Genomic DNA, 24076 nt, shown 5'->3' with positions numbered 1-24076 from the left:
AAGAATGATCACTAAAGCTGCTAAAAATGCGACTCGTAAGAAAAGACATGCACGTGTACGTGCTAAACTTACTGGTACTGCAGAACGTCCACGTTTAAACGTGTACCGTTCTAACCAACATATTTACGCTCAAGTTATTGATGATGTAAATGGTGTAACATTAGTAAGTGCATCTACTCTTGATAAAGACCTTGCTCTTAACGGTACTAGCAATACTGAAGCTGCTACGAAAGTTGGAGAATCAGTTGCTAAGCGTGCTGTAGAGAAAGGCGTTAAAGAAGTAGTATTTGATCGCGGTGGTTACTTATACCATGGCCGTGTTAAAGCTCTAGCTGAAGCTGCTCGTGAGGCTGGATTACAATTTTAATGGTCAAAGGAGGGAAAATTGATGCAACGCATTGACCCAAGTAAATTAGAACTTGAAGAACGTGTAGTTACGATAAATCGTGTCGCGAAAGTTGTTAAGGGTGGTCGTCGTTTCCGCTTTGCTGCACTAGTTGTAGTTGGCGATAAAAACGGTCATGTTGGATTCGGTACTGGTAAAGCACAAGAGGTACCAGACGCAATCCGTAAAGCTATCGAAGACGCTAAGAAAAACCTAATCGCAGTACCATTAGTTGGTACAACAATTCCACATACAATCAACGGTCATTTTGGAGCTGGTGAAGTATTCTTAAAACCTGCTGCTGAAGGTACTGGTGTTATTGCTGGTGGACCTGTTCGTGCGGTACTAGAATTAGCTGGTGTACAAGATATTCTTTCGAAATCTCTTGGTACTAACACACCAATCAACATGATTCGCGCTACTGTGAACGGATTAAGCGAACTTAAGCGCGCTGAAGATGTTGCAAAATTACGCGGTAAATCTGTAGAAGAGCTACTAGGTTAAGGAGGGAAAACAAATGGCGAAAAAGTTAGAAATTACCCTCACTCGTAGTGTAATTGGTCGTCCACAAGATCAACGTGCGACGGTAGAAGCTTTAGGTCTTAAAAAGTTGAATTCAACTGTAGTTAAGGAAGAAACTCCTGCTATTCTTGGTATGATCAACAAAGTTTCTCACCTTATAACTGTAAAAGAAGCTTAAGGATAACTCATTAATATAAGGAGGTGCCTGGGAATGAAACTTCATGAATTAAAACCTGCAGAAGGTTCTCGTAAAGTACGTAACCGTGTGGGCCGTGGTATCGGTTCTGGTAACGGTAAAACTGCTGGTAGAGGTCATAAAGGACAAAACGCACGTTCTGGCGGCGGTGTTCGTCTTGGCTTCGAAGGTGGTCAAACTCCACTATTCCGTCGTTTACCAAAACGCGGCTTCACAAACATTAACCGTAAAGAGTTTACTATTGTAAACTTATCAACGTTAAATCGTTTTGAAGATGGTACAGAAGTAACACCTGAATTATTGCTGGAAACTGGCGTTATCAGCAAGTTAAACGACGGTGTTAAAATTCTTGCAAGCGGATCAGTAGAGAAAAAATTAACTGTTAAAGCGCACAAGTTCTCTTCAAGTGCTAAAGAAGCAATTGAAGCAGCTGGCGGATCAGTTGAGGTGATCTAATGTTTCGTACAATCTCCAACTTTATGCGCGTTGCTGAGATAAGACGTAAAATATTATTCACTTTAGCGATGTTAGTCGTATTCAGGATTGGCACGTTTATCCCAGTGCCATTTACAAATGGAGACGTACTGAAAGCACAAGATCAATTAAATGCCTTAGGTATCCTAAATACATTTGGCGGTGGCGCCTTGAAGAACTTCTCCATCTTCGCGATGGGAATCATGCCGTATATTACAGCATCCATCATCGTGCAATTATTGCAGATGGATGTTGTTCCTAAATTTTCGGAATGGTCGAAGCAAGGCGAAATGGGCCGTCGTAAACTAACGCAATTCACGCGTTACTTTACAATTGTTCTTGCGTTTATTCAGGGGTTTGGTATGTCAATCGGTTTTAACGGTATGGTAGGTGGGCAATTAATTTTGAATCCAGGTTGGAGCACTTATTTATACATTGCTACGGTACTGACTGCTGGTACTGCATTTTTAATGTGGTTAGGTGAGCAGATTACATCTAAAGGTGTAGGTAATGGTATTTCCATCCTTATCTTTGGTGGTATTGCCGCGGCGATCCCAAGTGTTATATCTCAAGTGTATCAACAACAGTTTCAAAATATCGGAGATCAATTGTTCATGAGTATCGTTAAAGTTGCATTGATTTTACTAGCTGTGCTAGCAGTTATTGTTGGTGTTATTTTCATTCAACAGGCTGTTAGAAAGATCCCAATTCAATACGCGAAGCGTGTAACAGGAGGGAATGGGAATCATGCTGGAGCACAAAACACTCATTTACCACTTAAGGTAAATAGTGCGGGTGTTATTCCAGTCATTTTTGCTGTTTCATTCTTAATTACGCCTCCAACTATTGCACAGTTCTTCCCGAAACATGATGTATCGCAGTGGATTATTGCAAACTTTAACTATTCTCACCCAGTGGGAATGATCATATATGTTGCGCTCATTGTGGCCTTCACATACTTCTATGCATTTGTTCAGGTTAATCCAGAGCAAATGTCAGAGAATCTAAACAAGCAAGGTGGATATGTTCCAGGTATTCGTCCGGGTAAGAATACAGAACAATATCTAACAAAAATCTTGTATCGTTTGACCTTTGTGGGATCAATTTTCCTAGCAGCGATTGCAATCTTACCAGTTATCTTTACGAAATTGGGAAATCTTCCTCCATCTGCACAGATTGGTGGAACGAGTATGTTAATCGTTGTCGGCGTTGCTTTAGAAACAATGAAGCAGCTAGAAAGCCAATTAGTAAAACGCCATTACAAAGGGTTTATCAAGCAGTGAGTAAGTGGGAAGAATTATCTTCCCTACATGCTCATGTACTGAGGGGGAACAAGGATGAACTTAATTTTAATGGGGCTTCCTGGTGCTGGTAAAGGTACACAAGCCGAACAGATTGTTGCCAAGTATAACATCCCTCACATCTCAACGGGAGATATGTTCCGTGCAGCTATGAAGGCTGAAACTGAACTTGGTTTACAAGCAAAATCTTTTATTGATAAAGGTGCGCTTGTTCCAGATGAAGTTACAATCGGAATTGTTCGTGAACGTTTAAGTCAAGAAGACTGTATTAAAGGATTCTTATTAGATGGTTTCCCACGAACTGTTGCACAAGCATCAGCTCTTGAAGAGATTATGAAAGATCTTGGCAAAAAAATCGATTATGTTTTAAACATTAATGTGGATTCAGGGTTGTTATTAACACGCCTTACAGGTCGTCGCATTTGTAAAGAGTGCGGTGCGACTTACCACTTAGAATTCAATCCGCCAGCAAAAGCTGATGTGTGCGATAAATGTGGTGGCGAATTATATCAACGCTCTGATGACAACGAGGAAACTGTAGCAAATCGTTTAGATGTAAATATTAAGCAAACAAAACCTTTGCTTGATTTCTACGGGGAGCTTGGTTACTTAGAAAGCATTAATGGTGAGCAAGATATCAATAAAGTATTTGCTGATATCGATGTTCTCATCGGGTGCTTAGCGTAATGATCATCTGCAAAACTCCTCGCGAGATAGAAATCATGCGAGAAGCTGGCAGGATCGTTGCTTTAACTCATCAAGAGTTGAAACAACATATTACTCCAGGAATTACAACGAAAGAGCTCAATCAAATAGCGGAAAAGACGATTCGAAAATATGGTGCTACGCCATCTTTTAAAGGATATAACGGATTTCCGGGGAGCATATGTGCTTCTGTAAATGAAGAGCTTGTACACGGGATTCCAGGGAAGCGTAAGCTCGAAGAGGGCGATATCATCAGTATCGATATTGGTGCGAAATACAATGGGTACCATGGAGATTCTGCATGGACGTATCCAGTTGGAAACATTTCTGAATCTGTTCAAAAGTTACTTGATGTCACAGAAAAATCGTTGTATCTTGGTCTAGAACAAGTAAAACCAGGCGAAAGATTATCAAATATCTCACATGCGGTTCAAACCCATGCTGAAGAGAATGGATTCTCGATTGTTAGGGAGTATGTTGGTCACGGAATCGGGCAAGACTTACATGAGGACCCTCAAATCCCGCACTATGGTCCACCAAATAGAGGCCCTAGATTAAAGCCGGGAATGGTCATCTGTGTTGAGCCGATGGTGAATCAAGGAAGACGATATGTAAAAACACTATCTGATGACTGGACAGTGGTAACGGTAGATGGTAAATGGTGTGCCCACTTTGAGCACACGATTGCTCTTACAGAAGCAGGATACGAAATCCTTACCACTTTATAAGTAGCTGGCTCTCCGGGATTTCAGAGCAGTGTAAAATGTTACTGATTTGAAGAAGGGAGAACTATTGAATGGCTAAAGATGATGTAATTGAAGTCGAAGGTACCGTTCTTGAAACGTTGCCAAATGCTATGTTCAAAGTAGAATTAGAGAATGGGCATGTCGTATTGGCTCACGTTTCTGGTAAAATCCGTATGAACTTCATTCGTATTTTACCAGGAGACAAAGTTACGGTAGAATTATCTCCGTACGATTTAAATCGTGGTCGTATTACGTACCGTTTTAAATAATATAGCACTCCGTAATCTTTAAGGAGGTTCGAGACATGAAAGTAAGACCGTCAGTTAAACCAATCTGCGAAAAATGTAAAGTTATTCGTAGACGTGGAAAAGTAATGGTTATTTGTGAAAACCCTAAACATAAACAAAAACAAGGTTAATCAGAAGGAGGTGCATTCAGAATGGCACGTATCGCAGGTGTAGATATTCCTCGTGACAAGCGCGTTGTTATTTCTTTAACTTACGTATTCGGCATTGGTCGCCCAACTGCTGAAAAAATCATTACAGAAGCTGGTATTTCTTCGGAAGCACGAGTTCGTGATTTATCGGAAGATGAATTAGGACGTATCCGTGATATCATCGATCGTATTAAAGTTGAGGGAGACCTTCGTCGTGAAGTATCTCTTAACATTAAACGTCTAATGGAGATCGGTTCTTACCGTGGTCTTCGTCACCGTCGTGGTTTACCAGTTCGTGGTCAAAACTCTAAAAACAATGCTCGTACACGTAAAGGTCCACGTCGTACAGTAGCAAATAAAAAGAAATAATAAGTAAAGGAGGTTGAACTAACAATGGCACGTAAAACAAACACTCGTAAAAAACGTGTGAAAAAGAATATTGAAGCTGGTATAGCTCATATTCGTTCTACTTTCAACAACACAATCGTAACACTTACAGATACTCACGGTAACGCACTTTCTTGGTCTAGTGCTGGTGCACTTGGTTTCCGTGGATCTCGTAAATCTACTCCATTCGCTGCGCAAATGGCTGCTGAAGCTGCTTCTAAAGTTGCAATGGAGCATGGTTTAAAAACTTTAGAGGTTACTGTTAAAGGTCCTGGTGCTGGTCGTGAAGCTGCAATTCGTGCTCTTCAAGCGGCAGGTCTAGAAGTAACAGCAATTAGAGATGTTACTCCAGTTCCTCATAATGGATGTCGTCCACCAAAACGTCGTCGTGTGTAATTTTTCTGTATAGAATTTTCCCTTTTGTCTATAATGGATATGATGCATTATCGAGAAATTTCGTACAGAAACATCGCTTGTTGTGCACAATCGGGAACTGCCTAAGGGGGACTTTCGGTTAAACAGAGGTTCTTCCTTTGTTTAACCGGGGTTTCGACGTTTTGAAGGAGGGTTTAGTTAATGATTGAAATCGAAAAACCGAAAATCGAAACGGTTGAACTTAACGAAGATGCTAAGTATGGCAAATTCGTGATTGAACCGCTTGAGCGTGGATATGGTACTACTTTGGGTAACTCCTTACGTCGTATTCTTTTATCCTCACTCCCTGGTGCCGCTGTAACTGCTATCCAAATCGATGGCGTTTTACACGAATTTTCAACAATTGAGGGCGTAGTAGAGGACGTTACGACGATGATCTTAAACTTGAAAAAGTTAGCTCTTAAAATCTACTCTGAAGAAGAGAAGACGTTGGAAATCGATGTACAGGGCGAAGGTATTGTCACAGCTGCTGATATTACTCACGATAGTGATGTTGAAATCTTAAATCCAGATTTACACATTGCAACGTTAGCAAAAAATGCGCATTTCCGCATGCGTTTAACTGCAAAGCGTGGCCGTGGGTATACGCCAGCTGTTGCAAATAAAAGCGAAGATCAACCAATAGGAGTAATTCCTATTGATTCTATTTATACTCCAGTATCACGTGTGACTTACCAAGTGGAAAAGACACGTGTCGGACAAGTGGCTAATTATGATAAGCTTACGCTTGATGTATGGACGGATGGAAGCATCGGGCCAAAAGAAGCTATCTCTTTAGGTGCCAAAATCTTAACTGAGCATTTAAATATCTTTGTTGGTTTAACTGACGAAGCACAAAATGCTGAGATTATGGTCGAGAAGGAAGAAGATCAAAAAGAAAAAGTTCTAGAGATGACTATCGAAGAACTAGATCTTTCTGTTCGTTCTTATAATTGCCTAAAACGTGCAGGAATTAATACTGTACAAGAGCTTGCGAACAAAACAGAAGAAGATATGATGAAAGTTCGTAACTTAGGACGTAAATCCTTAGAAGAAGTTAAACATAAACTTGAGGAATTAGGTTTAGGTTTACGTAAAGACGACTGAGGATTTAAACCCATCAACAAAGGAGGGAACTACGAATGGCATACAGAAAATTAGGCCGTACAAGTGCGCAACGTAAAGCTATGTTACGTGATTTAACTACTGATTTAATTATCAACGAGCGCATTCAAACGACAGAAACTCGTGCAAAAGAACTTCGTTCTGTAGTGGAAAAAATGATCACTTTAGGTAAACGCGGAGATCTTCATGCTCGTCGTCAAGCAGCAGCTTTCATCCGTAATGAGGTTGCTAACGCTGAGACTGGTCAAGATGCACTTCAAAAATTATTCGCTGATGTAGCTCCACGCTATGCTGAGCGCCAAGGCGGATACACTCGTATTGCAAAAATTGGTCCACGTCGCGGAGACGCAGCACCAATGGTAATTATCGAGCTAGTATAATGATAATTAAAAGGGCAAGACAGTTCTTTTCAAGTAACTGGTCATGGCCCTTTTTTTTTAAATATAGAAAAACGGGCTAACTTGGCGAAAGAAAGGGTGCCTTGTATTGAAAAAAGAGAAACTTCGGACAGAAAATATATCATTTCAATATCCTGGGGCAGCCTCTTATGCATTAAAAGATGTTTCGTTTTCCTTATATGAAGGAGAATGGGTATCTGTTATTGGACAAAATGGTTCAGGGAAGTCTACACTTGCAAAATTATTGAATGGCTTATTTTTACCGGAATCAGGGACAATTACTTTAAATGATACAATGATGTTATCAGAGGAAACAGTATGGGATGTTCGAAAGCAAATTGGGATGGTATTTCAAAATCCAGATAATCAATTTGTTGGAACGACAGTACAAGATGATGTTGTATTCGGCCTAGAGAACATCGGAATGCCAAGGGAGCAGATGATAGAAAGACTAGAACAAGCTCTGCAACTTGTCCGTATGGAAGATTTTTTAAATGAAGAGCCCCATTCGTTATCTGGTGGACAAAAGCAGCGAGTCGCAATAGCAGGTGTTCTAGCACTTCAGCCATCTATTTTAATACTAGATGAAGCAACTTCAATGTTAGACCCTCAGGGGAGACGTGAAGTAGTAGAAACGGTCAGACAACTTGTTAATCAAAAGGGTATTACGGTGTTATCGATTACGCACGATTTAGAAGAAGCGGCACAGTCAGACCGTATTATTATTTTGAACAAAGGAGAAATATTAGAGGAAGGTACTCCAGAGAAAATTTTCAAATCCTCTCATATGCTCCAAGAGATTGGATTAGATGTACCTTTTTCGGTGAAAATAGCAGAATTATTAAAAAAAAATGAAATTCACTTGCAAAATACGCATCTTACAATGGAAAGCTTGGTGAACGAACTTTGGAGATTACATTCCAAAAAGTAGAACATCGTTATCAATATAAAACTCCATTTGAAAGACGCGCACTTTATGATGTAGACGTGTCGTTTCCAAGTGGGGGCTATTATGCCATTATCGGTCATACTGGTTCAGGTAAGTCGACGATGATTCAACATTTAAATGGTTTATTGCAGCCGACAAATGGTACGGTTCAAATTGGTGAACATTTAATTTCAGCAGGGAAGAAAGAGAAGAAACTTAAGCCGCTACGAAAAAAAGTAGGGGTTGTCTTTCAGTTTCCAGAACATCAACTATTTGAAGAAACAGTTGAAAAGGACATTTGTTTTGGACCTACTAATTTTGGTGTATCTGAAGAAGAGGCAAAACAAAAGGCGAAAGATGCAATCCAGCTTGTTGGATTGGACATAGAGTTATTAGCACGTTCTCCGTTTGAATTAAGTGGTGGGCAAATGAGGCGTGTTGCAATAGCAGGCGTACTTGCGATGGAACCCGAAGTGCTTGTATTAGATGAACCTACAGCAGGGCTTGATCCGAAAGGACAGCACGAGCTCATGGAGATGTTTTACAATTTGCATAAGGAACAGGGGCTTACAGTCATTCTTGTTACCCATAATATGGAGGATGCCGCTAAGTATGCAGATCAAATAGTGGTCATGCATAAAGGAACGGTCTTTTTGCAAGGAAGAGCAGAGGAAGTATTTTCATATGCTGATGAATTAGAACAAATCGGTGTGGATCTTCCAATGTCTTTAAAGTATAAACGTGCAATTGAAGAGAAGTTTGGTATTTCAATTTCGAAGGCTACCTTATCTTTAGAGGATCTTACTCATGAAGTTGTACAGGTGTTACGAAAAGGTGGTCATGAATCATGCAGCAGTTGATTATTGGGAGATATATTCCAGGTCAGTCACTCGTTCATCAACTTGATCCTCGTACGAAGCTGTTGATTGTCTTTTTATATGTATTTGTTGTTTTCTTAGCAAATAATGCGATTTCATATGGGTTTTTATTCTTATATGCACTCATTGCTTTATTTTTTGCAAAAGTGCCGATTCGTTATGTACTTTCGGGCTTAAAACCAATTTTATGGATTTTTCTTTTTACATTTTTCCTGCATATTTTTACAAATAAAGAAGGGGAAGTACTATTCCAGCTTGGTTGGTTTTCGATACATGAAAAAGGATTAGAGCAAGGAATCTACATTTCTATACGATTTTTCGTTATTATTTTAATGACGACATTATTAACGTTAACAACGACACCAATTGAGATTACAGATGGTTTAGAGACGTTATTAAAGCCGTTGAAGCGTATGAAAGTTCCTGTTCATGAAATCGCATTAATGATGTCAATTTCTCTTCGATTTATCCCCACATTAATGGATGAAACGAGTAAAATCATGAAAGCGCAGGCGTCACGTGGTATTGATTTTGCTGGGGGACCGATAAAAGATAGGATGAAAGCTATTATCTCACTACTCGTTCCATTATTTATCAGTGCTTTTAAGCGTGCAGAGGACTTAGCGATTGCGATGGAATCTCGTGGATATAAAAGTGGCGAAGGACGTACTAAATTTAGGCAACTACGCTGGAAAATAAGTGATACAGTAACAATTGTAAGCTTACTTTGTTTAGCTTGTATTTTAGCATGGGTGCGGTCGTAATGGAGAATAGAGAAATGGAAAGAATAAAATGTACAGTTGCATATGATGGCATTCATTTTTGTGGTTACCAAATTCAACCACAGCATCGTACTGTTCAACAAGAAATAGAGAAAGCATTGCAGAAGTTGCATAAAGGAGAACTTGTTCGTGTGCAGGCATCAGGCAGAACGGATTCTACCGTTCACGCCAAAGGACAAGTGATACACTTTGATACACCTTTGTCTCTTGAAGAGTGGCAATGGAGTAATGCTTTAAATACAATGTTGCCGGATGATATTATTATCAGGCAAGTAGAGAAGAAAACAGAAGAATTTCATGCACGTTACGGTGTCGAGAAAAAAGAATATCGCTATCGTGTATTATTATCAAAGCCTGCGGATGTATTCCGTAGAAATTACGTATATCAATATCCATATCCGCTCGAAATAAACTCTATAAGAAAAGCGATTCCTTATTTTATTGGAACGCATGACTTTACTTCTTTTTGTTCGGCAAAAACTGACAAAAAAGATAAAGTGCGAACAATTTATGAAATCGAATTAATTGAGCAAGACGATGAATTAATTTTTCGCTTTGTAGGTAATGGATTTTTATATAATATGGTCAGAATTATTGTTGGTACGTTACTTAGCGTAGGCCAAGGAAGGCTTGATCCTGATAGTATTCCAGAGATTTTAGCGAAACAAAATCGCCAGTTTGCTGGAAAGATGGCTCCAGGTCATGGACTTTACTTATGGCAGGTAAACTATAACAACTAATCCTGGTGTAACATTTGCTTGACATTAGAAACTCAACAGTATATCATAACATATGGTATTGTTTCTAAAACCACGATTAGCCCCGGAAGGAAATCGTGTTTAAGATAAACAATAGATTTTTTCTATGGAAAAGATAACGAGGAGGGAAACACATGCGTACGACTTTTATGGCAAAAGCTAACGAAGTTGAGCGTAAATGGTATGTGGTTGATGCTGAAGGTCAAACTTTAGGTCGCCTATCTACTGAAGTAGCATCCATTTTACGTGGTAAACACAAACCTACATTTACACCACACGTTGACACGGGTGATCATGTAATTATTATTAACGCTGAGAAAATTCATTTAACAGGTAATAAATTAAACGATAAAATTTACTACCGTCACACTAACCACCCAGGTGGACTTAAGCAAAGAACAGCTCTAGAAATGCGTACAAACTACCCTGTACAAATGTTAGAGCTTGCAATTAAAGGCATGCTTCCAAAAGGACGTTTAGGACGTCAAGTGTCTAAGAAATTAAACGTGTATGCTGGAGCAGAGCATCCACACCAAGCACAACAACCAGAAGTTTACGAACTTCGCGGATAATTAATTAAAGGAGGGCTTACTTTGGCACAGGTTCAATACTATGGCACTGGACGTCGTAAGAGTTCAGTAGCGCGCGTACGCCTAGTTCCAGGCGAAGGACGCGTTATCATTAACGGTCGTGATTTTGAAAAATATATCCCATTTGCTGCATTACGTGAAGTAGTGAAACAACCTCTAGTTGCAACAGAAACTTTAGGTAACTACGATGTACTTGTAAACGTAAATGGTGGTGGATACACTGGTCAAGCTGGTGCTATTCGTCACGGTATTTCTCGCGCTTTATTAAAAGCTGATCCAGAATACCGTCTAACACTAAAACGTGCAGGTCTATTAACTCGTGACGCACGTATGAAAGAGCGTAAAAAATACGGTCTTAAAGGCGCACGTCGTGCACCTCAGTTCTCAAAACGTTAATTTTTGCGAACTTCAAACCCCAACCATTTTGGTTGGGGTTTTTTTATGTTTAATTCTTCTTTTGTAATTTTTGTAGCTTGGAATATTTTAGTGCTACCGCCGCGCGTATGCTTCTTCTTTAGAAGTTTAGACTAATACGTATTAGGGAGGTTTATAAGTACTATGAATGTCATTGTCAGCTTACAAGAAAAACAAAAAGAAAAGCAGTTAAAATACGAGCGGAAGATGCTGCGAGAATTATCATTAAAAACATTGCGTTCAAATATTCGTGATGCCTTTCAGATGCAAGAACTTCATCGTCAGTATGAAGATTATTGTATTGAATTAGGGATAGAATCTTATTTATTAGGAGCGAGATACAGTAAATTTGGTTATCATGGTGAATCATTCTTTGATGTGAAATATAGGGCTTTAGAAGAAGAGCAACAATTAACTGAAACATTATTTCAATTTTTAACGAGTATGACTATACGTGAAATTAAGTTGCAAGACGAGGAATTACTTTTTGAATCTTGCCAGCAGTTTATCGGCTTGTGGTGGCAGGAAGGGTATGAAAAAGGCGAAAGAAGATATCGATTAAAGCTACACTAAGACAAGCATAAACTTTCCTCTTGTCCCATATAAGTAATTAGAGGGACTAGCTGGAGGAGGAAAGGTATGAAGAGAATTCGAATTATCTCTTTTGCGCTCGCTGCGGTTGTTTTGTTTTTTTTAGTTAAACAAGAATTTCAAATTACAAAATCGTGGCGAGCTTGGAATTTACCCTTATCAGGGAAAGTGATTGTACTAGATGCTGGGCATGGTGGGCCAGACGGAGGGGCTGTTGGTGGAAAGGATATTGTAGAAAAAGATATTACGCTTGAGATTACAAAAAAGGTACAAGATTATTTACAAGAGCAAGGTGCTTTAGTCATTTTAACGCGTGAAGGAGATTATGATTTAGCTAATCAAGATACAAAGTCATATAGTAGACGTAAAGCAGAGGATTTAAAAAAGCGTGTGGATATCATTAATAAGCCTGATGTAGACTTTTTTGCGAGTATTCATTTAAATGCCCTAACTAGTAGTGGATCTAAGGGCGCACAAACGTTCTACTACCGTTCTTCGATTGAAAATGAACGGGCTGCGAAATTTATACAAGCTGAATTGAGAACAAGCTTAGAAAATACGAATCGTTCTGCTAAAACAATTCCTCACGTGTATTTATTGAAGTATGCCAAAAAACCAGGTGCTTTAATTGAGGCTGGCTTTTTATCGAACGTGAATGAAAGATATATGTTAAATTCGGAGAAATACCAGCGAAAAGTAGCGGCTGCAATATATCGTGGTATATTACGTTATTTTACGGAAAAAGGGAATCCTCCAGAATAAGGAGGATTTTTCGAGTTTCTCTCGTTAACGAAGTTTTCCGAAAATATGTTATACTGGAAATGTAAACGCAATTATTTCAAAAATAAAGAGAGATAAATTTAATTAACATTACGTTATTTTTCATACAGGGGGCTGGGCTAATTATGGTAACAAAAGAGCAGGTAGTGGAAGCATTGGAAGGGATTGTAGATCCGTTTATACATAAAACGTTAAAAGAAACAAATGCAATTAAAGAGGTAACAGTCAAGCCTGAGAAGGAACATGTAAGTGTTAAAATTGCAATTGTAAAGACAGGTACAGCGGAACAAATGCAGTTGCAGTCTGGAATTGTAAAGTTAGTAAAAGAACTTGGAGCAACAACAGTTGGACTTCGTTTTGCGGAATTTACAGAAGAGGAACTAGCCCAGTTTGCACCACCGCAAGAGGAAGAGAAAAGTGAATCCTTATTATCACCGAACTCAAATACAACATTTTTAGCAGTAGCAAGTGGAAAAGGTGGAGTAGGGAAATCGACTGTTTCAGTTAACCTTGCAATTGCTTTAGCTCGTTTAGGAAAAAAGGTTGGTATCATTGATGCGGATATTTATGGTTTTAGTGTACCGGATATGATGGGTATAGAAAAACGCCCAATCGTAAGAGGTGATAAGATAATACCAGTGGAGCGTCTAGGCGTGAAAGTAATCTCAATGGGATTCTTTGTAGAAGATAACGCACCTGTTATTTGGAGAGGACCGATGCTTGGGAAAATGTTAAATCACTTTTTCACAGAAGTAGAATGGGGTGATTTAGATTACTTAGTATTGGATCTACCACCAGGTACGGGTGATGTTGCTCTAGATGTGCATTCGATGTTGCCGGCTTGTAAAGAGATTATTGTAACAACGCCGCATCCAACAGCGGCATTTGTAGCAGCGCGCGCTGGAGCCATGGCTTTACGTACAGAACATAGTATTCTTGGTGTTGTTGAAAATATGGCGTATTTTGAAAGTAAAGCAACTGGTGAAAAAGAGTATGTGTTTGGAAGAGGTGGAGGAGATAAACTGGCTACGGAACTCCAAACGGATGTACTTGGCCGAATTCCACTTCAACAACCTGATTGGAATAAAGAGGACTTTGCGCCGTCAGTATATGAAGATACACATACAACGGGTCTTATTTATCGTACGATAGCTGAGACAGTTATTGATAAAACAGCTGTTACACAAAAATAAAGTAGTAATGAGCGGACAATATATACATTGTCCGCTCATTACTATAATTTTTATTGTTGTTCTTTGTTCCCATCTTGAGAACCGCCTTCACCACCTGCGCCTTTCTTATCAGACCCACCTTTTTCGGCTTTTTGTACACCTTTACTAATGATGTCAATCATCTTAGCTTGGAAGAGTGGACTTTCGGCAGTTTCGGTTAGTACTTGCTGTAAATATTGACGATATTCTTTACTCTTCATTGTTTGTAACATAATTTTCTCTACTTCAGGATTTTTCATAATCTCTATAACACCTGATTGGTATTCAGGATCTTTTAGTAAAGTTTTCATTAAGTTCGTTTGTTCTTTTCCCATACTTTTAGCAAATTTCGATGAGAACTCAGGGTCTTTAAAGAGCTTTTCCCAGAATTGTTGCCCTTTTTCAGATACCATCGCATCTTCAATCGTTTTCTTTACTACTGTTTCATCTAGTATGAGGGCTTGTTTCATTTTTTCATCAGTTAATACATCTTGGATCGCCTTTTTTCCTTGGTCGGTTTTTAAAATATCAACAATCATTTTTTTTGTTTGATCATAATCAAGTTCGGATTTTGCTTCTTTTTCTTGTGCACATGCCACTAGTGCTATAAATAGAAAAGAAGAAATCAAAACGAGCAGCATCCGTTTCATAAGTTGGAGCTCCTTTCAGCAAAGTTCTCTTTTTTTAATATAAATCTCTTTAAGGAATTTATACATTAACATGGCTAGCTTTTTGAAATTGTCATTGATACAATTTAATTAGAAATATAAGAATAATGGGGGATGTGTTGTGAATAGCCGCAAGTGGGTACGACTATTTTTTACGACGTTGTTTCTTGGTGGAATTAGCACAGTCTTTATTGGTTTTGTTTTAGAGTGGGACAAGTACGTTAAATTTTTTCAAAATTTTGACGGAAAGGAGATTCTAGCAGTTTCTTTTTGGTTGATGGGCGTAGGATTTATTTTTAGTGTTATAAGTCAAATGGGATTCTTTGCATATTTAACGATTCATCGTTTTGGGTTAGGGATGTTTCGTTCATCTTCTTTATGGAATGCAGTGCAACTGTTCTTTATTGCGTTCGTATTGTTTGATTTCGTTTATTTAAGGTCAGTACTTATTGCAAATGGGGAAGTTTCGTTAGGGAATAACATACTTGTTGCTGGGATGTTATTTGTGTTTGGGGCAATTGTCGCTTACATAAAGAGTAAAGAAACGAATAAAAAAGCATTTGTTCCCGCTTTGTTCTTTATGGTTGTTGTAACAATTCTTGAATGGGTACCAGCGCTCCGGATTAATGATACAGATTGGTTATATTTAATGGTGATACCACTTCTATTATGTAATGCATATCAGTTACTTGTATTGCATCGTTTAATTGGACAAAAGAGTAAGTCAGTTTAATGAGAAGAGAATGGGTTTTTAATTAACCAGATTCTTATCGTCTGTAAACACTAGAATAAAAAAGCTCTGCTATCTTAACGAAAGATAGCAGAGCTTTTTATGTGTGAAGAACCGTGTGGAAAGGAACTACTTAATATCTTCGCTTTTTGTACTTGTGTTGGAAATAAGTTGTGATACAGATGTTTGTTCATATCCGTCGCTCTTTAATTTTTGTAAGAGTAATGGTAAAGCCTTATTTGTTTGAAGGGCAGAATCAGAAGCATGTAATAAGACAATATCTCCACCCTTTAAATTGCTAGAGACTGTGGAAACGATTTTATTTACGCCGGGATTTTTCCAGTCATTTGAATTGTTACTCCAATGAACGATGGTGTATCCGAGTGATTCCGCTATTTTAAGAGTCGTTTTGTTAAAGTCGCCACTAGGTGGACGTAATAGCTTGACTTGTTTTACGCCAAGTTTTGTAAAAACATCTTGTGCCCGTAAAAGATCTCGTCGTATTTCAGTTGCTTCTAGTGAAGTGTAGGACGTGTAATTATAACCCATACTACCAATCTCATGTCCATCTTTCATGATGCGTTCGACAATATCAGGGTGTCTTTCAGCCCATGCAGCAGAGAGAAAGAAGGTTGCATTCTTAATTTCTCTTTCTTTGAGTGTATTAAGGATTGGAATAGCTTTTTGGTCTCCCCAACTAATGTCAAACGTGAATGCAACTTGTTTTTTTGCAGTGTCTCCTTTGTAAATCACTTTAGGACCGGTAGCAGTTGAAAAAGCAGATTCATGTGAATATGTTTTTAAAAAGAGTAGCCATGCGGTAAATAAGGAAAGTACGACTATTAAGCTAATGTGTTTAAATGTCCTTTTACTCGTAATAAAAAAGAAAAACATAATATTACGCCCCTTTGTCCAATCCTTTTCAGTTACATATATGCTTTAAATTTAAAAAAGAGAACAAGGGATTAACATCGTAAGTGGTGGATATAATGAGTGATAGAATTTTGTTTTTTGATGATACATTATTGATAATTGAAAATGAGTGCGGCGTTTATCGGTACACGTAAGGAGTTATTGGGGTGATAATGTGCTTGGGATTATGTTGACGAAGGAAGAGAAAAAAGAAATGGAATACATACTGAAGAGAGAATTAGAGGAACTTTTATTTGATTTTGAAGATGAGCGTATACATAGCATTGTAAAAAAGGCGATGGAAGAAAGGTATAAAATCATTTTTTGTTTATTTCGGAGAGTTGCTAATAGGGAAGAATGTATTCGTTATGTAAGAAAAAGAATTTTTTATTAAAAAGTATTGACGTTAAGAGTAAGTATATGATAAATTAATAAACGTCGCTGATGCAGAAACGCAGAAAACGACAAAAAAGAAATTGAAAAACTTAGTTGACATCGAAAAATGAAGATGTTAATATAAGAAAGTCGCAAATGAGCGGCCGAGTAGTTCTTTGAAAACTGAACGAAACAAACAACGTGAACGTCAATTTTTATTTTTAGATGCTAGACAAACTAACTTTATTGGAGAGTTTGATCCTGGCTCAGGATGAACGCTGGCGGCGTGCCTAATACATGCAAGTCGAGCGAATGGATTAAGAGCTTGCTCTTATGAAGTTAGCGGCGGACGGGTGAGTAACACGTGGGTAACCTACCCATAAGACTGGGATAACTCCGGGAAACCGGGGCTAATACCGGATAATATTTTGAACTGCATAGTTCAAAATTGAAAGGCGGCTTCGGCTGTCACTTATGGATGGACCCGCGTCGCATTAGCTAGTTGGTGAGGTAACGGCTCACCAAGGCAACGATGCGTAGCCGACCTGAGAGGGTGATCGGCCACACTGGGACTGAGACACGGCCCAGACTCCTACGGGAGGCAGCAGTAGGGAATCTTCCGCAATGGACGAAAGTCTGACGGAGCAACGCCGCGTGAGTGATGAAGGCTTTCGGGTCGTAAAACTCTGTTGTTAGGGAAGAACAAGTGCTAGTTGAATAAGCTGGCACCTTGACGGTACCTAACCAGAAAGCCACGGCTAACTACGTGCCAGCAGCCGCGGTAATACGTAGGTGGCAAGCGTTATCCGGAATTATTGGGCGTAAAGCGCGCGCAGGTGGTTTCTTAAGTCTGATGTGAAAGCCCACGGCTCAACCGTGGAGGGTCATTGGAAACTGGGAGACTTGAGTGCAGAAGAGGAAAGTGGAATTCCATGTGTAGCGGTGAAATGCGTAGAGATATGGAGGAACACCAGTGGCGAAGGCGACTTTCTGGTCTGTAACTGACACTGAGGCGCGAAAGCGTGGGGAGCAAACAGGATTAGATACCCTGGTAGTCCACGCCGTAAACGATGAGTGCTAAGTGTTAGAGGGTTTCCGCCCTTTAGTGCTGAAGTTAACGCATTAAGCACTCCGCCTGGGGAGTACGGCCGCAAGGCTGAAACTCAAAGGAATTGACGGGGGCCCGCACAAGCGGTGGAGCATGTGGTTTAATTCGAAGCAACGCGAAGAACCTTACCAGGTCTTGACATCCTCTGAAAACTCTAGAGATAGAGCTTCTCCTTCGGGAGCAGAGTGACAGGTGGTGCATGGTTGTCGTCAGCTCGTGTCGTGAGATGTTGGGTTAAGTCCCGCAACGAGCGCAACCCTTGATCTTAGTTGCCATCATTAAGTTGGGCACTCTAAGGTGACTGCCGGTGACAAACCGGAGGAAGGTGGGGATGACGTCAAATCATCATGCCCCTTATGACCTGGGCTACACACGTGCTACAATGGACGGTACAAAGAGCTGCAAGACCGCGAGGTGGAGCTAATCTCATAAAACCGTTCTCAGTTCGGATTGTAGGCTGCAACTCGCCTACATGAAGCTGGAATCGCTAGTAATCGCGGATCAGCATGCCGCGGTGAATACGTTCCCGGGCCTTGTACACACCGCCCGTCACACCACGAGAGTTTGTAACACCCGAAGTCGGTGGGGTAACCTTTATGGAGCCAGCCGCCTAAGGTGGGACAGATGATTGGGGTGAAGTCGTAACAAGGTAGCCGTATCGGAAGGTGCGGCTGGATTACCTCCTTTCTATGGAGAATTGATGAACGCAGTTCATCAATAAACGTTGACTTGTTTTGTTTCGTTCAGTTTTGAGAGAACTATCTCTCAAGTTTAAATGTATGTTCTTTGAAAACTAGATAACAGTGTAGCTCATATTTTTTTAATTTTAGTTTGGTTAAGTTAGAAAGGGCGCACGGTGGATGCCTTGACACTAGGAGTCGATGAAGGACGGGACTAACGCCGATATGCTTCGGGGAGCTGTAAGTAAGCTTTGATCCGAAGATTTCCGAATGGGGAAACCCACTATACGTAATGGTATGGTATCCTTACCTGAATACATAGGGTAAGGAAGACAGACCCAGGGAACTGAAACATCTAAGTACCTGGAGGAAGAGAAAGCAAATGCGATTTCCTGAGTAGCGGCGAGCGAAACGGAATCTAGCCCAAACCAAGAGGCTTGCCTCTTGGGGTTGTAGGACATTCTATACGGAGTTACAAAGGAACGAGGTAGACGAAGCGACCTGGAAAGGTCCGTCACAGAGGGTAACAACCCCGTAGTCGAAACTTCGTTCTCTCTTGAATGTATCCTGAGTACGGCGGAACACGTGAAATTCCGTCGGAATCTGGGAGGACCATCTCCCAAGGCTAAATACTCCCTAGTGATCGATAGTGAACCAGTACCGTGAGGGAAAGGTGAAAAGCACCCCGGAAGGGGAGTGAAAGAGATCCTGAAACCGTGTGCCTACAAATAGTCAGAGCCCGTTAATGGGTGATGGCGTGCCTTTTGTAGAATGAACCGGCGAGTTACGATCCCGTGCAAGGTTAAGCTGAAGAGGCGGAGCCGCAGCGAAAGCGAGTCTGAATAGGGCGTTTAGTACGTGGTCGTAGACCCGAAACCAGGTGACTTACCCATGTCCAGGGTGAAGTTCAGGTAACACTGAATGGAGGCCCGAACCCACGCACGTTGAAAAGTGCGGGGATGAGGTGTGGGTAGCGGAGAAATTCCAATCGAACCTGGAGATAGCTGGTTCTCCCCGAAATAGCTTTAGGGCTAGCCTTAAGTGTAAGAGTCTTGGAGGTAGAGCACTGATTGAACTAGGGGTCCTCATCGGATTACCGAATTCAGTCAAACTCCGAATGCCAATGACTTATCCTTAGGAGTCAGACTGCGAGTGATAAGACCGTAGTCAAGAGGGAAACAGCCCAGATCGCCAGCTAAGGTCCCAAAGTGTGTATTAAGTGGAAAAGGATGTGGAGTTGCTTAGACAACTAGGATGTTGGCTCAGAAGCAGCCACCATTTAAAGAGTGCGTAATAGCTCACTAGTCGAGTGACTCTGCGCCGAAAATGTACCGGGGCTAAATACACCACCGAAGCTGCGAATTGATACCAATGGTATCAGTGGTAGGGGAGCGTTCTAAGTGCAGTGAAGTCAGACCGGAAGGACTGGTGGAGCGCTTAGAAGTGAGAATGCCGGTATGAGTAGCGAAAGACGGGTGAGAATCCCGTCCACCGAATGCCTAAGGTTTCCTGAGGAAGGCTCGTCCGCTCAGGGTTAGTCAGGACCTAAGCCGAGGCCGACAGGCGTAGGCGATGGACAACAGGTTGATATTCCTGTACCACCTCTTTATCGTTTGAGCAATGGAGGGACGCAGAAGGATAGAAGAAGCGTGCGATTGGTTGTGCACGTCCAAGCAGTTAGGCTGATAAGTAGGCAAATCCGCTTATCGTGAAGGCTGAGCTGTGATGGGGAAGCTCCTTATGGAGCGAAGTCTTTGATTCCCCGCTGCCAAGAAAAGCTTCTAGCGAGATAAAAGGTGCCTGTACCGCAAACCGACACAGGTAGGCGAGGAGAGAATCCTAAGGTGTGCGAGAGAACTCTGGTTAAGGAACTCGGCAAAATGACCCCGTAACTTCGGGAGAAGGGGTGCTTTCTTAACGGAAAGCCGCAGTGAATAGGCCCAAGCGACTGTTTAGCAAAAACACAGGTCTCTGCGAAGCCGTAAGGCGAAGTATAGGGGCTGACACCTGCCCGGTGCTGGAAGGTTAAGGAGAGGGGTTAGCGTAAGCGAAGCTCTGAACTGAAGCCCCAGTAAACGGCGGCCGTAACTATAACGGTCCTAAGGTAGCGAAATTCCTTGTCGGGTAAGTTCCGACCCGCACGAAAGGTGTAACGATTTGGGCACTGTCTCAACCAGAGACTCGGTGAAATTATAGTACCTGTGAAGATGCAGGTTACCCGCGACAGGACGGAAAGACCCCGTGGAGCTTTACTGTAGCCTGATATTGAATTTTGGTACAGTTTGTACAGGATAGGCGGGAGCCATTGAAACCGGAGCGCTAGCTTCGGTGGAGGCGCTGGTGGGATACCGCCCTGACTGTATTGAAATTCTAACCTACGGGTCTTATCGACCCGGGAGACAGTGTCAGGTGGGCAGTTTGACTGGGGCGGTCGCCTCCTAAAGTGTAACGGAGGCGCCCAAAGGTTCCCTCAGAATGGTTGGAAATCATTCGTAGAGTGCAAAGGCATAAGGGAGCTTGACTGCGAGACCTACAAGTCGAGCAGGGACGAAAGTCGGGCTTAGTCGATCCGGTGGTTCCGCATGGAAGGGCCATCGCTCAACGGATAAAAGCTACCCCGGGGATAACAGGCTTATCTCCCCCAAGAGTCCACATCGACGGGGAGGTTTGGCACCTCGATGTCGGCTCATCGCATCCTGGGGCTGTAGTCGGTCCCAAGGGTTGGGCTGTTCGCCCATTAAAGCGGTACGCGAGCTGGGTTCAGAACGTCGTGAGACAGTTCGGTCCCTATCCGTCGTGGGCGCAGGAAATTTGAGAGGAGCTGTCCTTAGTACGAGAGGACCGGGATGGACGCACCGCTGGTGTACCAGTTGTTCTGCCAAGGGCATAGCTGGGTAGCTATGTGCGGAAGGGATAAGTGCTGAAAGCATCTAAGCATGAAGCCCCCCTCAAGATGAGATTTCCCATAGCGTAAGCTAGTAAGATCCCTGAAAGATGATCAGGTTGATAGGTTCGAGGTGGAAGCATGGTGACATGTGGAGCTGACGAATACTAATAGATCGAGGACTTAACCATATAATATGAAGCAAATGTTATCTAGTTTTGAAGGAATATATATTTAAAATTCCTTTGGACATTCTGAAAAGAATGTGTATAATGATAAAAGTCTGGTAATGATGGCAGAGAGGTCACACCCGTTCCCATACCGAACACGGAAGTTAAGCTCTCTAGCGCCGATGGTAGTTGGGACCTTGTCCCTGTGAGAGTAGGACGTTGCCAGGCTTATATTATTCCGCAGTAGCTCAGCGGTAGAGCTATCGGCTGTTAACCGATCGGTCGTAGGTTCGATTCCTACCTGCGGAGCCATTATGCTTCCATAGCTCAGCTGGTAGAGTACTTCCATGGTAAGGAAGAGGTCACCGGTTCAAGCCCGGTTGGAAGCTTGGGAAAAGTTTTTATTCTTTTGGCCCGTTGGTCAAGTGGTTAAGACACCGCCCTTTCACGGCGGTAACACGGGTTCGAATCCCGTACGGGTCATCACTTTTGGAGGATTAGCTCAGCTGGGAGAGCACCTGCCTTACAAGCAGGGGGTCGGCGGTTCGATCCCGTCATCCTCCACCATATATTTTTAAATGTCGGAGGGGTAGCGAAGTGGCTAAACGCGGCGGACTGTAAATCCGCTCCTTTGGGTTCGGCAGTTCGAATCTGCCCCCCTCCACCATTTTCTTTAAAATAACCTGAAAGGGTTTATTTTTTTGAAAAGATAACCATACTAGTAAATATTAATGGGCTATAGCCAAGCGGTAAGGCAACGGACTTTGACTCCGTCATGCGCTGGTTCGAATCCAGCTAGCCCAGCCATTTACGAGCCATTAGCTCAGTTGGTAGAGCATCTGACTTTTAATCAGAGGGTCGAAGGTTCGAATCCTTCATGGCTCACCATTTTCGCGGAAGTAGTTCAGTGGTAGAATACAACCTTGCCAAGGTTGGGGTCGCGGGTTCGAATCCCGTCTTCCGCTTAATTACTAAGGGGCCTTAGCTCAGCTGGGAGAGCGCCTGCCTTGCACGCAGGAGGTCAGCGGTTCGATCCCGCTAGGCTCCATATAAATAGGGAAAGCTTACATCAAATGATGTAAGCTTTTTTTGTGTTTAAATTCCACTCCAAAAGGCAACTTTTCCGTATATCGTTTAAAATGAAACAAAGGGATTGAATAAGAGGGAGGTAACTATGAAAGTTGTCATTGCATCGGATTCATATAAAGAAAGCCTGAAAGCTATAGAGGTATGTGAAGCTATTGAAAGAGGCTTTGCAGCAATTTTTCCTAAAGCAGAGTATGTTAAAGTACCAATTGGAGATGGAGGCGAAGGAACGGTTGAATCTCTTGTTGGCGCTACAATGGGGAGAATTATATCACTTAATGTGACAGGTCCGCTTGGAGAGAGCGTGCAAGCATTTTATGGTATGTCTAAGGATAAGAAGACAGCATTTATTGAAATGGCAGCAGCATCAGGATTACAACACGTTCCAACTGAAAAGAGAAACCCACTTATTACAACTACAAAAGGGACAGGTGAACTTATATTACATGCATTAGATCAAGGAGTTAAACACATTATTTTAGGGCTTGGAGGAAGTGCTACAAATGATGGTGGGGCTGGTATGCTATCTGCCTTAGGCGCAAGATTTATAAATAAGAAAGGTGAGGTAATAGAACCCTCTGGAGGGACATTACATTGGATAACCACTGTTGACCTTTCTAGGATTGATTCACGCCTGGAAGATATAAAGTTAGAAGCAGCATGTGATGTAGATAACCCTTTAGTTGGACTGAGCGGGGCGTCTTTTGTATTTGCGAGACAAAAAGGTGCGAATGTAGAGATGATGAAAGAGCTAGATGAGAATTTAAAACATTATGCTAATATACTTAAACAACATGTGTCTTTTGATGTATCTGAAATACCGGGTGCGGGGGCAGCTGGAGGAATGGGAGCTGCTGTCGTTGCAGTGCTAAAGGGACGGCTAAGAAAAGGGATTGAAATTGTATTAGATTATACAAATTTTGATAAGTGTATAGAGGGTGCTGATCTTATTATAACTGGTGAGGGAAGAATAGATGAACAAACAGCTTATGGAAAAGCCCCTGTTGGTGTCGCGAAGCGGGCGAAATGTCGTCATATTCCTGTAATTGCTATTGGTGGATCTGTATCTCCGAACTATACAATTGTTTATGAAAAGGGAATTGATGCAGTATTTAGTATTACAGCTAGTCCAATGACATTAGAAGAAGCATATAAAAGGGCAGAAGAGAATATCGAAATGACAGCAAAAAATATTGCAGCAGTGTGGAAACTAGCATCAGAAAAACGCTTCTAAATGTAGAAGCATTTTTAATTATTATCTAATAATAGTGATAGTAGTTATTTCATTAAGTTAACTTTATACATAGAATAGTTTAAAAATCGGGAATCCAACGTAAATATAAGTGAATAAAATGTATATCCATGCAGAAAAATGTCGAGTTGAGTCAGACTATATAAAAGATTTAAAATATTTAGTGAAGGCATAAAAGGGGGATACTATC

27 protein-coding genes, 9 tRNA genes and 3 rRNA genes are annotated in these 24076 nt (G+C 41.3%); 37 read left to right on the top strand and 2 right to left on the bottom strand.

The window, feature by feature from the left end; genetic code table 11:
* Nucleotides 1–4: 4 nt before the first annotated feature.
* The 22 genes from rplR (at nt 5) to ACE38F_RS00790 (ending at nt 14003) form a co-directional block, all read left to right on the top strand.
* On the top strand, nt 5–367 hold the full coding sequence (gene rplR, locus ACE38F_RS00895; RefSeq protein ID WP_002009761.1) for a 50S ribosomal protein L18: 363 nt from the start codon (nt 5–7) through the stop codon (nt 365–367).
* Between the two features lie 21 nt (nt 368–388).
* Nucleotides 389–889 (top strand): 30S ribosomal protein S5, encoded by a 501-nt coding sequence (rpsE, locus tag ACE38F_RS00890; RefSeq protein ID WP_002063426.1) that lies wholly within the window; start codon nt 389–391, stop codon nt 887–889.
* Nucleotides 890–902: 13 nt separating this feature from the next.
* Nucleotides 903–1085: a 50S ribosomal protein L30 gene (gene rpmD / locus ACE38F_RS00885; protein WP_001085231.1), complete on the top strand. Its 183-nt coding sequence runs from the start codon at nt 903–905 to the stop codon at nt 1083–1085.
* A gap of 33 nt (nt 1086–1118) precedes the next feature.
* On the top strand, nt 1119–1559 hold the full coding sequence (gene rplO / locus ACE38F_RS00880; RefSeq protein ID WP_375371347.1) for a 50S ribosomal protein L15: 441 nt from the start codon (nt 1119–1121) through the stop codon (nt 1557–1559).
* Nucleotides 1559–2860 carry a preprotein translocase subunit SecY gene (secY, locus tag ACE38F_RS00875; RefSeq protein ID WP_002091534.1) on the top strand — a complete coding sequence of 434 codons (1302 nt, stop codon included), beginning with the start codon at nt 1559–1561 and terminating at the stop codon, nt 2858–2860. Before rplO ends, secY begins: the two co-directional genes overlap by 1 nt.
* Before the next feature lie 54 nt (nt 2861–2914).
* Complete coding sequence (locus ACE38F_RS00870; RefSeq protein WP_002091536.1) at nt 2915–3565, top strand: adenylate kinase; 651 nt, start codon at nt 2915–2917, stop codon at nt 3563–3565.
* Nucleotides 3565–4311 carry a type I methionyl aminopeptidase gene (gene map, locus ACE38F_RS00865; RefSeq protein WP_002091537.1) on the top strand — a complete coding sequence of 249 codons (747 nt, stop codon included), beginning with the start codon at nt 3565–3567 and terminating at the stop codon, nt 4309–4311. Before ACE38F_RS00870 ends, map begins: the two co-directional genes overlap by 1 nt.
* Nucleotides 4312–4379: 68 nt before the next feature.
* Nucleotides 4380–4598, top strand: a complete 219-nt coding sequence (infA, locus tag ACE38F_RS00860; RefSeq protein ID WP_001029884.1) for a translation initiation factor IF-1 — start codon at nt 4380–4382, stop codon at nt 4596–4598.
* Between the two features lie 35 nt (nt 4599–4633).
* Nucleotides 4634–4747, top strand: a complete 114-nt coding sequence (rpmJ, locus tag ACE38F_RS00855) for a 50S ribosomal protein L36 (RefSeq protein WP_000868344.1) — start codon at nt 4634–4636, stop codon at nt 4745–4747.
* Nucleotides 4748–4768: 21 nt separating this feature from the next.
* A complete protein-coding gene (gene rpsM / locus ACE38F_RS00850; RefSeq protein ID WP_002091539.1) occupies nt 4769–5134 on the top strand; it encodes a 30S ribosomal protein S13 in 366 nt (121 codons plus the stop codon).
* A 24-nt stretch (nt 5135–5158) separates the two neighbouring features.
* Entirely contained in the window at nt 5159–5548 is a 390-nt protein-coding gene (gene rpsK / locus ACE38F_RS00845) for a 30S ribosomal protein S11 (RefSeq protein ID WP_002009745.1), read from the top strand.
* A 180-nt stretch (nt 5549–5728) separates the two neighbouring features.
* Nucleotides 5729–6673, top strand: coding sequence for a DNA-directed RNA polymerase subunit alpha (locus tag ACE38F_RS00840; protein WP_215554966.1), 945 nt, complete (start codon nt 5729–5731; stop codon nt 6671–6673).
* 35 nt (nt 6674–6708) lie between these two features.
* Complete coding sequence (gene rplQ, locus ACE38F_RS00835; RefSeq protein WP_002091542.1) at nt 6709–7071, top strand: 50S ribosomal protein L17; 363 nt, start codon at nt 6709–6711, stop codon at nt 7069–7071.
* 106 nt (nt 7072–7177) lie between these two features.
* The gene (locus ACE38F_RS00830) at nt 7178–8020 is read left to right on the top strand and encodes an energy-coupling factor ABC transporter ATP-binding protein (RefSeq protein ID WP_375371348.1); all 843 of its coding nucleotides are present in this window, start codon (nt 7178–7180) and stop codon (nt 8018–8020) included.
* Complete coding sequence (locus ACE38F_RS00825; RefSeq protein WP_002124690.1) at nt 7996–8877, top strand: energy-coupling factor ABC transporter ATP-binding protein; 882 nt, start codon at nt 7996–7998, stop codon at nt 8875–8877. Before ACE38F_RS00830 ends, ACE38F_RS00825 begins: the two co-directional genes overlap by 25 nt.
* Entirely contained in the window at nt 8865–9659 is a 795-nt protein-coding gene (locus ACE38F_RS00820; protein ID WP_341307899.1) for an energy-coupling factor transporter transmembrane component T family protein, read from the top strand. The genes ACE38F_RS00825 and ACE38F_RS00820 overlap by 13 nt, the downstream gene beginning before the upstream one ends.
* Nucleotides 9660–9673: 14 nt before the next feature.
* A complete protein-coding gene (gene truA / locus ACE38F_RS00815; protein ID WP_002091547.1) occupies nt 9674–10417 on the top strand; it encodes a tRNA pseudouridine(38-40) synthase TruA in 744 nt (247 codons plus the stop codon).
* 152 nt (nt 10418–10569) lie between these two features.
* Entirely contained in the window at nt 10570–11007 is a 438-nt protein-coding gene (gene rplM / locus ACE38F_RS00810; RefSeq protein WP_002029337.1) for a 50S ribosomal protein L13, read from the top strand.
* Between the two features lie 21 nt (nt 11008–11028).
* Nucleotides 11029–11421, top strand: coding sequence for a 30S ribosomal protein S9 (rpsI, locus tag ACE38F_RS00805; protein ID WP_002091548.1), 393 nt, complete (start codon nt 11029–11031; stop codon nt 11419–11421).
* A 162-nt stretch (nt 11422–11583) separates the two neighbouring features.
* Entirely contained in the window at nt 11584–12012 is a 429-nt protein-coding gene (locus tag ACE38F_RS00800) for a DUF2521 family protein (RefSeq protein WP_002113330.1), read from the top strand.
* A gap of 66 nt (nt 12013–12078) precedes the next feature.
* Nucleotides 12079–12792 (top strand): N-acetylmuramoyl-L-alanine amidase CwlD, encoded by a 714-nt coding sequence (cwlD, locus tag ACE38F_RS00795; protein WP_375371349.1) that lies wholly within the window; start codon nt 12079–12081, stop codon nt 12790–12792.
* A gap of 143 nt (nt 12793–12935) precedes the next feature.
* Complete coding sequence (locus tag ACE38F_RS00790) at nt 12936–14003, top strand: Mrp/NBP35 family ATP-binding protein (protein WP_002204569.1); 1068 nt, start codon at nt 12936–12938, stop codon at nt 14001–14003.
* 50 nt (nt 14004–14053) lie between these two features.
* Here ACE38F_RS00790 and gerD read toward each other — a convergent pair whose 3' ends face one another.
* Entirely contained in the window at nt 14054–14671 is a 618-nt protein-coding gene (gene gerD / locus ACE38F_RS00785; protein ID WP_078180865.1) for a spore germination protein GerD, read from the bottom strand.
* A gap of 139 nt (nt 14672–14810) precedes the next feature.
* Here gerD and kbaA point away from each other — a divergent pair, with 139 nt between their 5' ends.
* On the top strand, nt 14811–15422 hold the full coding sequence (kbaA, locus tag ACE38F_RS00780) for a KinB signaling pathway activation protein KbaA (RefSeq protein WP_016103304.1): 612 nt from the start codon (nt 14811–14813) through the stop codon (nt 15420–15422).
* Between the two features lie 126 nt (nt 15423–15548).
* On the opposite strand, the gene pdaB is transcribed toward kbaA, so the two are convergent.
* A complete protein-coding gene (gene pdaB / locus ACE38F_RS00775; RefSeq protein WP_016103305.1) occupies nt 15549–16313 on the bottom strand; it encodes a polysaccharide deacetylase family sporulation protein PdaB in 765 nt (254 codons plus the stop codon).
* Between the two features lie 193 nt (nt 16314–16506).
* Between pdaB and ACE38F_RS00770 the strand changes: the two genes are divergently transcribed.
* The 14 genes from ACE38F_RS00770 (at nt 16507) to ACE38F_RS00705 (ending at nt 23868) form a co-directional block, all read left to right on the top strand.
* Nucleotides 16507–16725, top strand: a complete 219-nt coding sequence (locus ACE38F_RS00770) for a hypothetical protein (RefSeq protein ID WP_033710542.1) — start codon at nt 16507–16509, stop codon at nt 16723–16725.
* 224 nt (nt 16726–16949) lie between these two features.
* Nucleotides 16950–18501, top strand: a 16S ribosomal RNA gene (locus ACE38F_RS00765).
* Between the two features lie 146 nt (nt 18502–18647).
* Nucleotides 18648–21569, top strand: a 23S ribosomal RNA gene (locus tag ACE38F_RS00760).
* A 91-nt stretch (nt 21570–21660) separates the two neighbouring features.
* Nucleotides 21661–21776: ribosomal RNA gene (gene rrf, locus ACE38F_RS00755) — 5S ribosomal RNA — on the top strand.
* The 16S, 23S and 5S rRNA genes sit together here with 9 tRNA genes alongside, the layout of an rRNA operon.
* Nucleotides 21777–21785: 9 nt before the next feature.
* Nucleotides 21786–21860 (top strand) — tRNA-Asn (locus ACE38F_RS00750).
* 4 nt (nt 21861–21864) lie between these two features.
* Nucleotides 21865–21937, top strand: a tRNA-Thr gene (locus ACE38F_RS00745).
* 22 nt (nt 21938–21959) lie between these two features.
* A tRNA-Glu gene (locus ACE38F_RS00740) sits at nt 21960–22031 on the top strand.
* Between the two features lie 8 nt (nt 22032–22039).
* Nucleotides 22040–22115: transfer RNA gene (locus tag ACE38F_RS00735), tRNA-Val, on the top strand.
* A gap of 16 nt (nt 22116–22131) precedes the next feature.
* Nucleotides 22132–22215: transfer RNA gene (locus tag ACE38F_RS00730), tRNA-Tyr, on the top strand.
* Nucleotides 22216–22280: 65 nt separating this feature from the next.
* Nucleotides 22281–22355: transfer RNA gene (locus ACE38F_RS00725), tRNA-Gln, on the top strand.
* A 5-nt stretch (nt 22356–22360) separates the two neighbouring features.
* Nucleotides 22361–22436, top strand: a tRNA-Lys gene (locus ACE38F_RS00720).
* Nucleotides 22437–22441: 5 nt separating this feature from the next.
* Nucleotides 22442–22513: transfer RNA gene (locus ACE38F_RS00715), tRNA-Gly, on the top strand.
* Nucleotides 22514–22523: 10 nt separating this feature from the next.
* Nucleotides 22524–22596 (top strand) — tRNA-Ala (locus ACE38F_RS00710).
* Between the two features lie 126 nt (nt 22597–22722).
* Nucleotides 22723–23868: a glycerate kinase gene (locus tag ACE38F_RS00705; protein WP_375371270.1), complete on the top strand. Its 1146-nt coding sequence runs from the start codon at nt 22723–22725 to the stop codon at nt 23866–23868.
* Nucleotides 23869–24076: the final 208 nt, after the last annotated feature.

This window comes from Bacillus altaicus (genome assembly GCF_042136375.2).
Classification (GTDB): Bacteria; Bacillota; Bacilli; order Bacillales; family Bacillaceae_G; genus Bacillus_A; species Bacillus_A cereus_U.
Note: the sequence above shows the minus strand (reverse complement) of the source record. Positions and strands in the feature narration are given on the sequence as shown.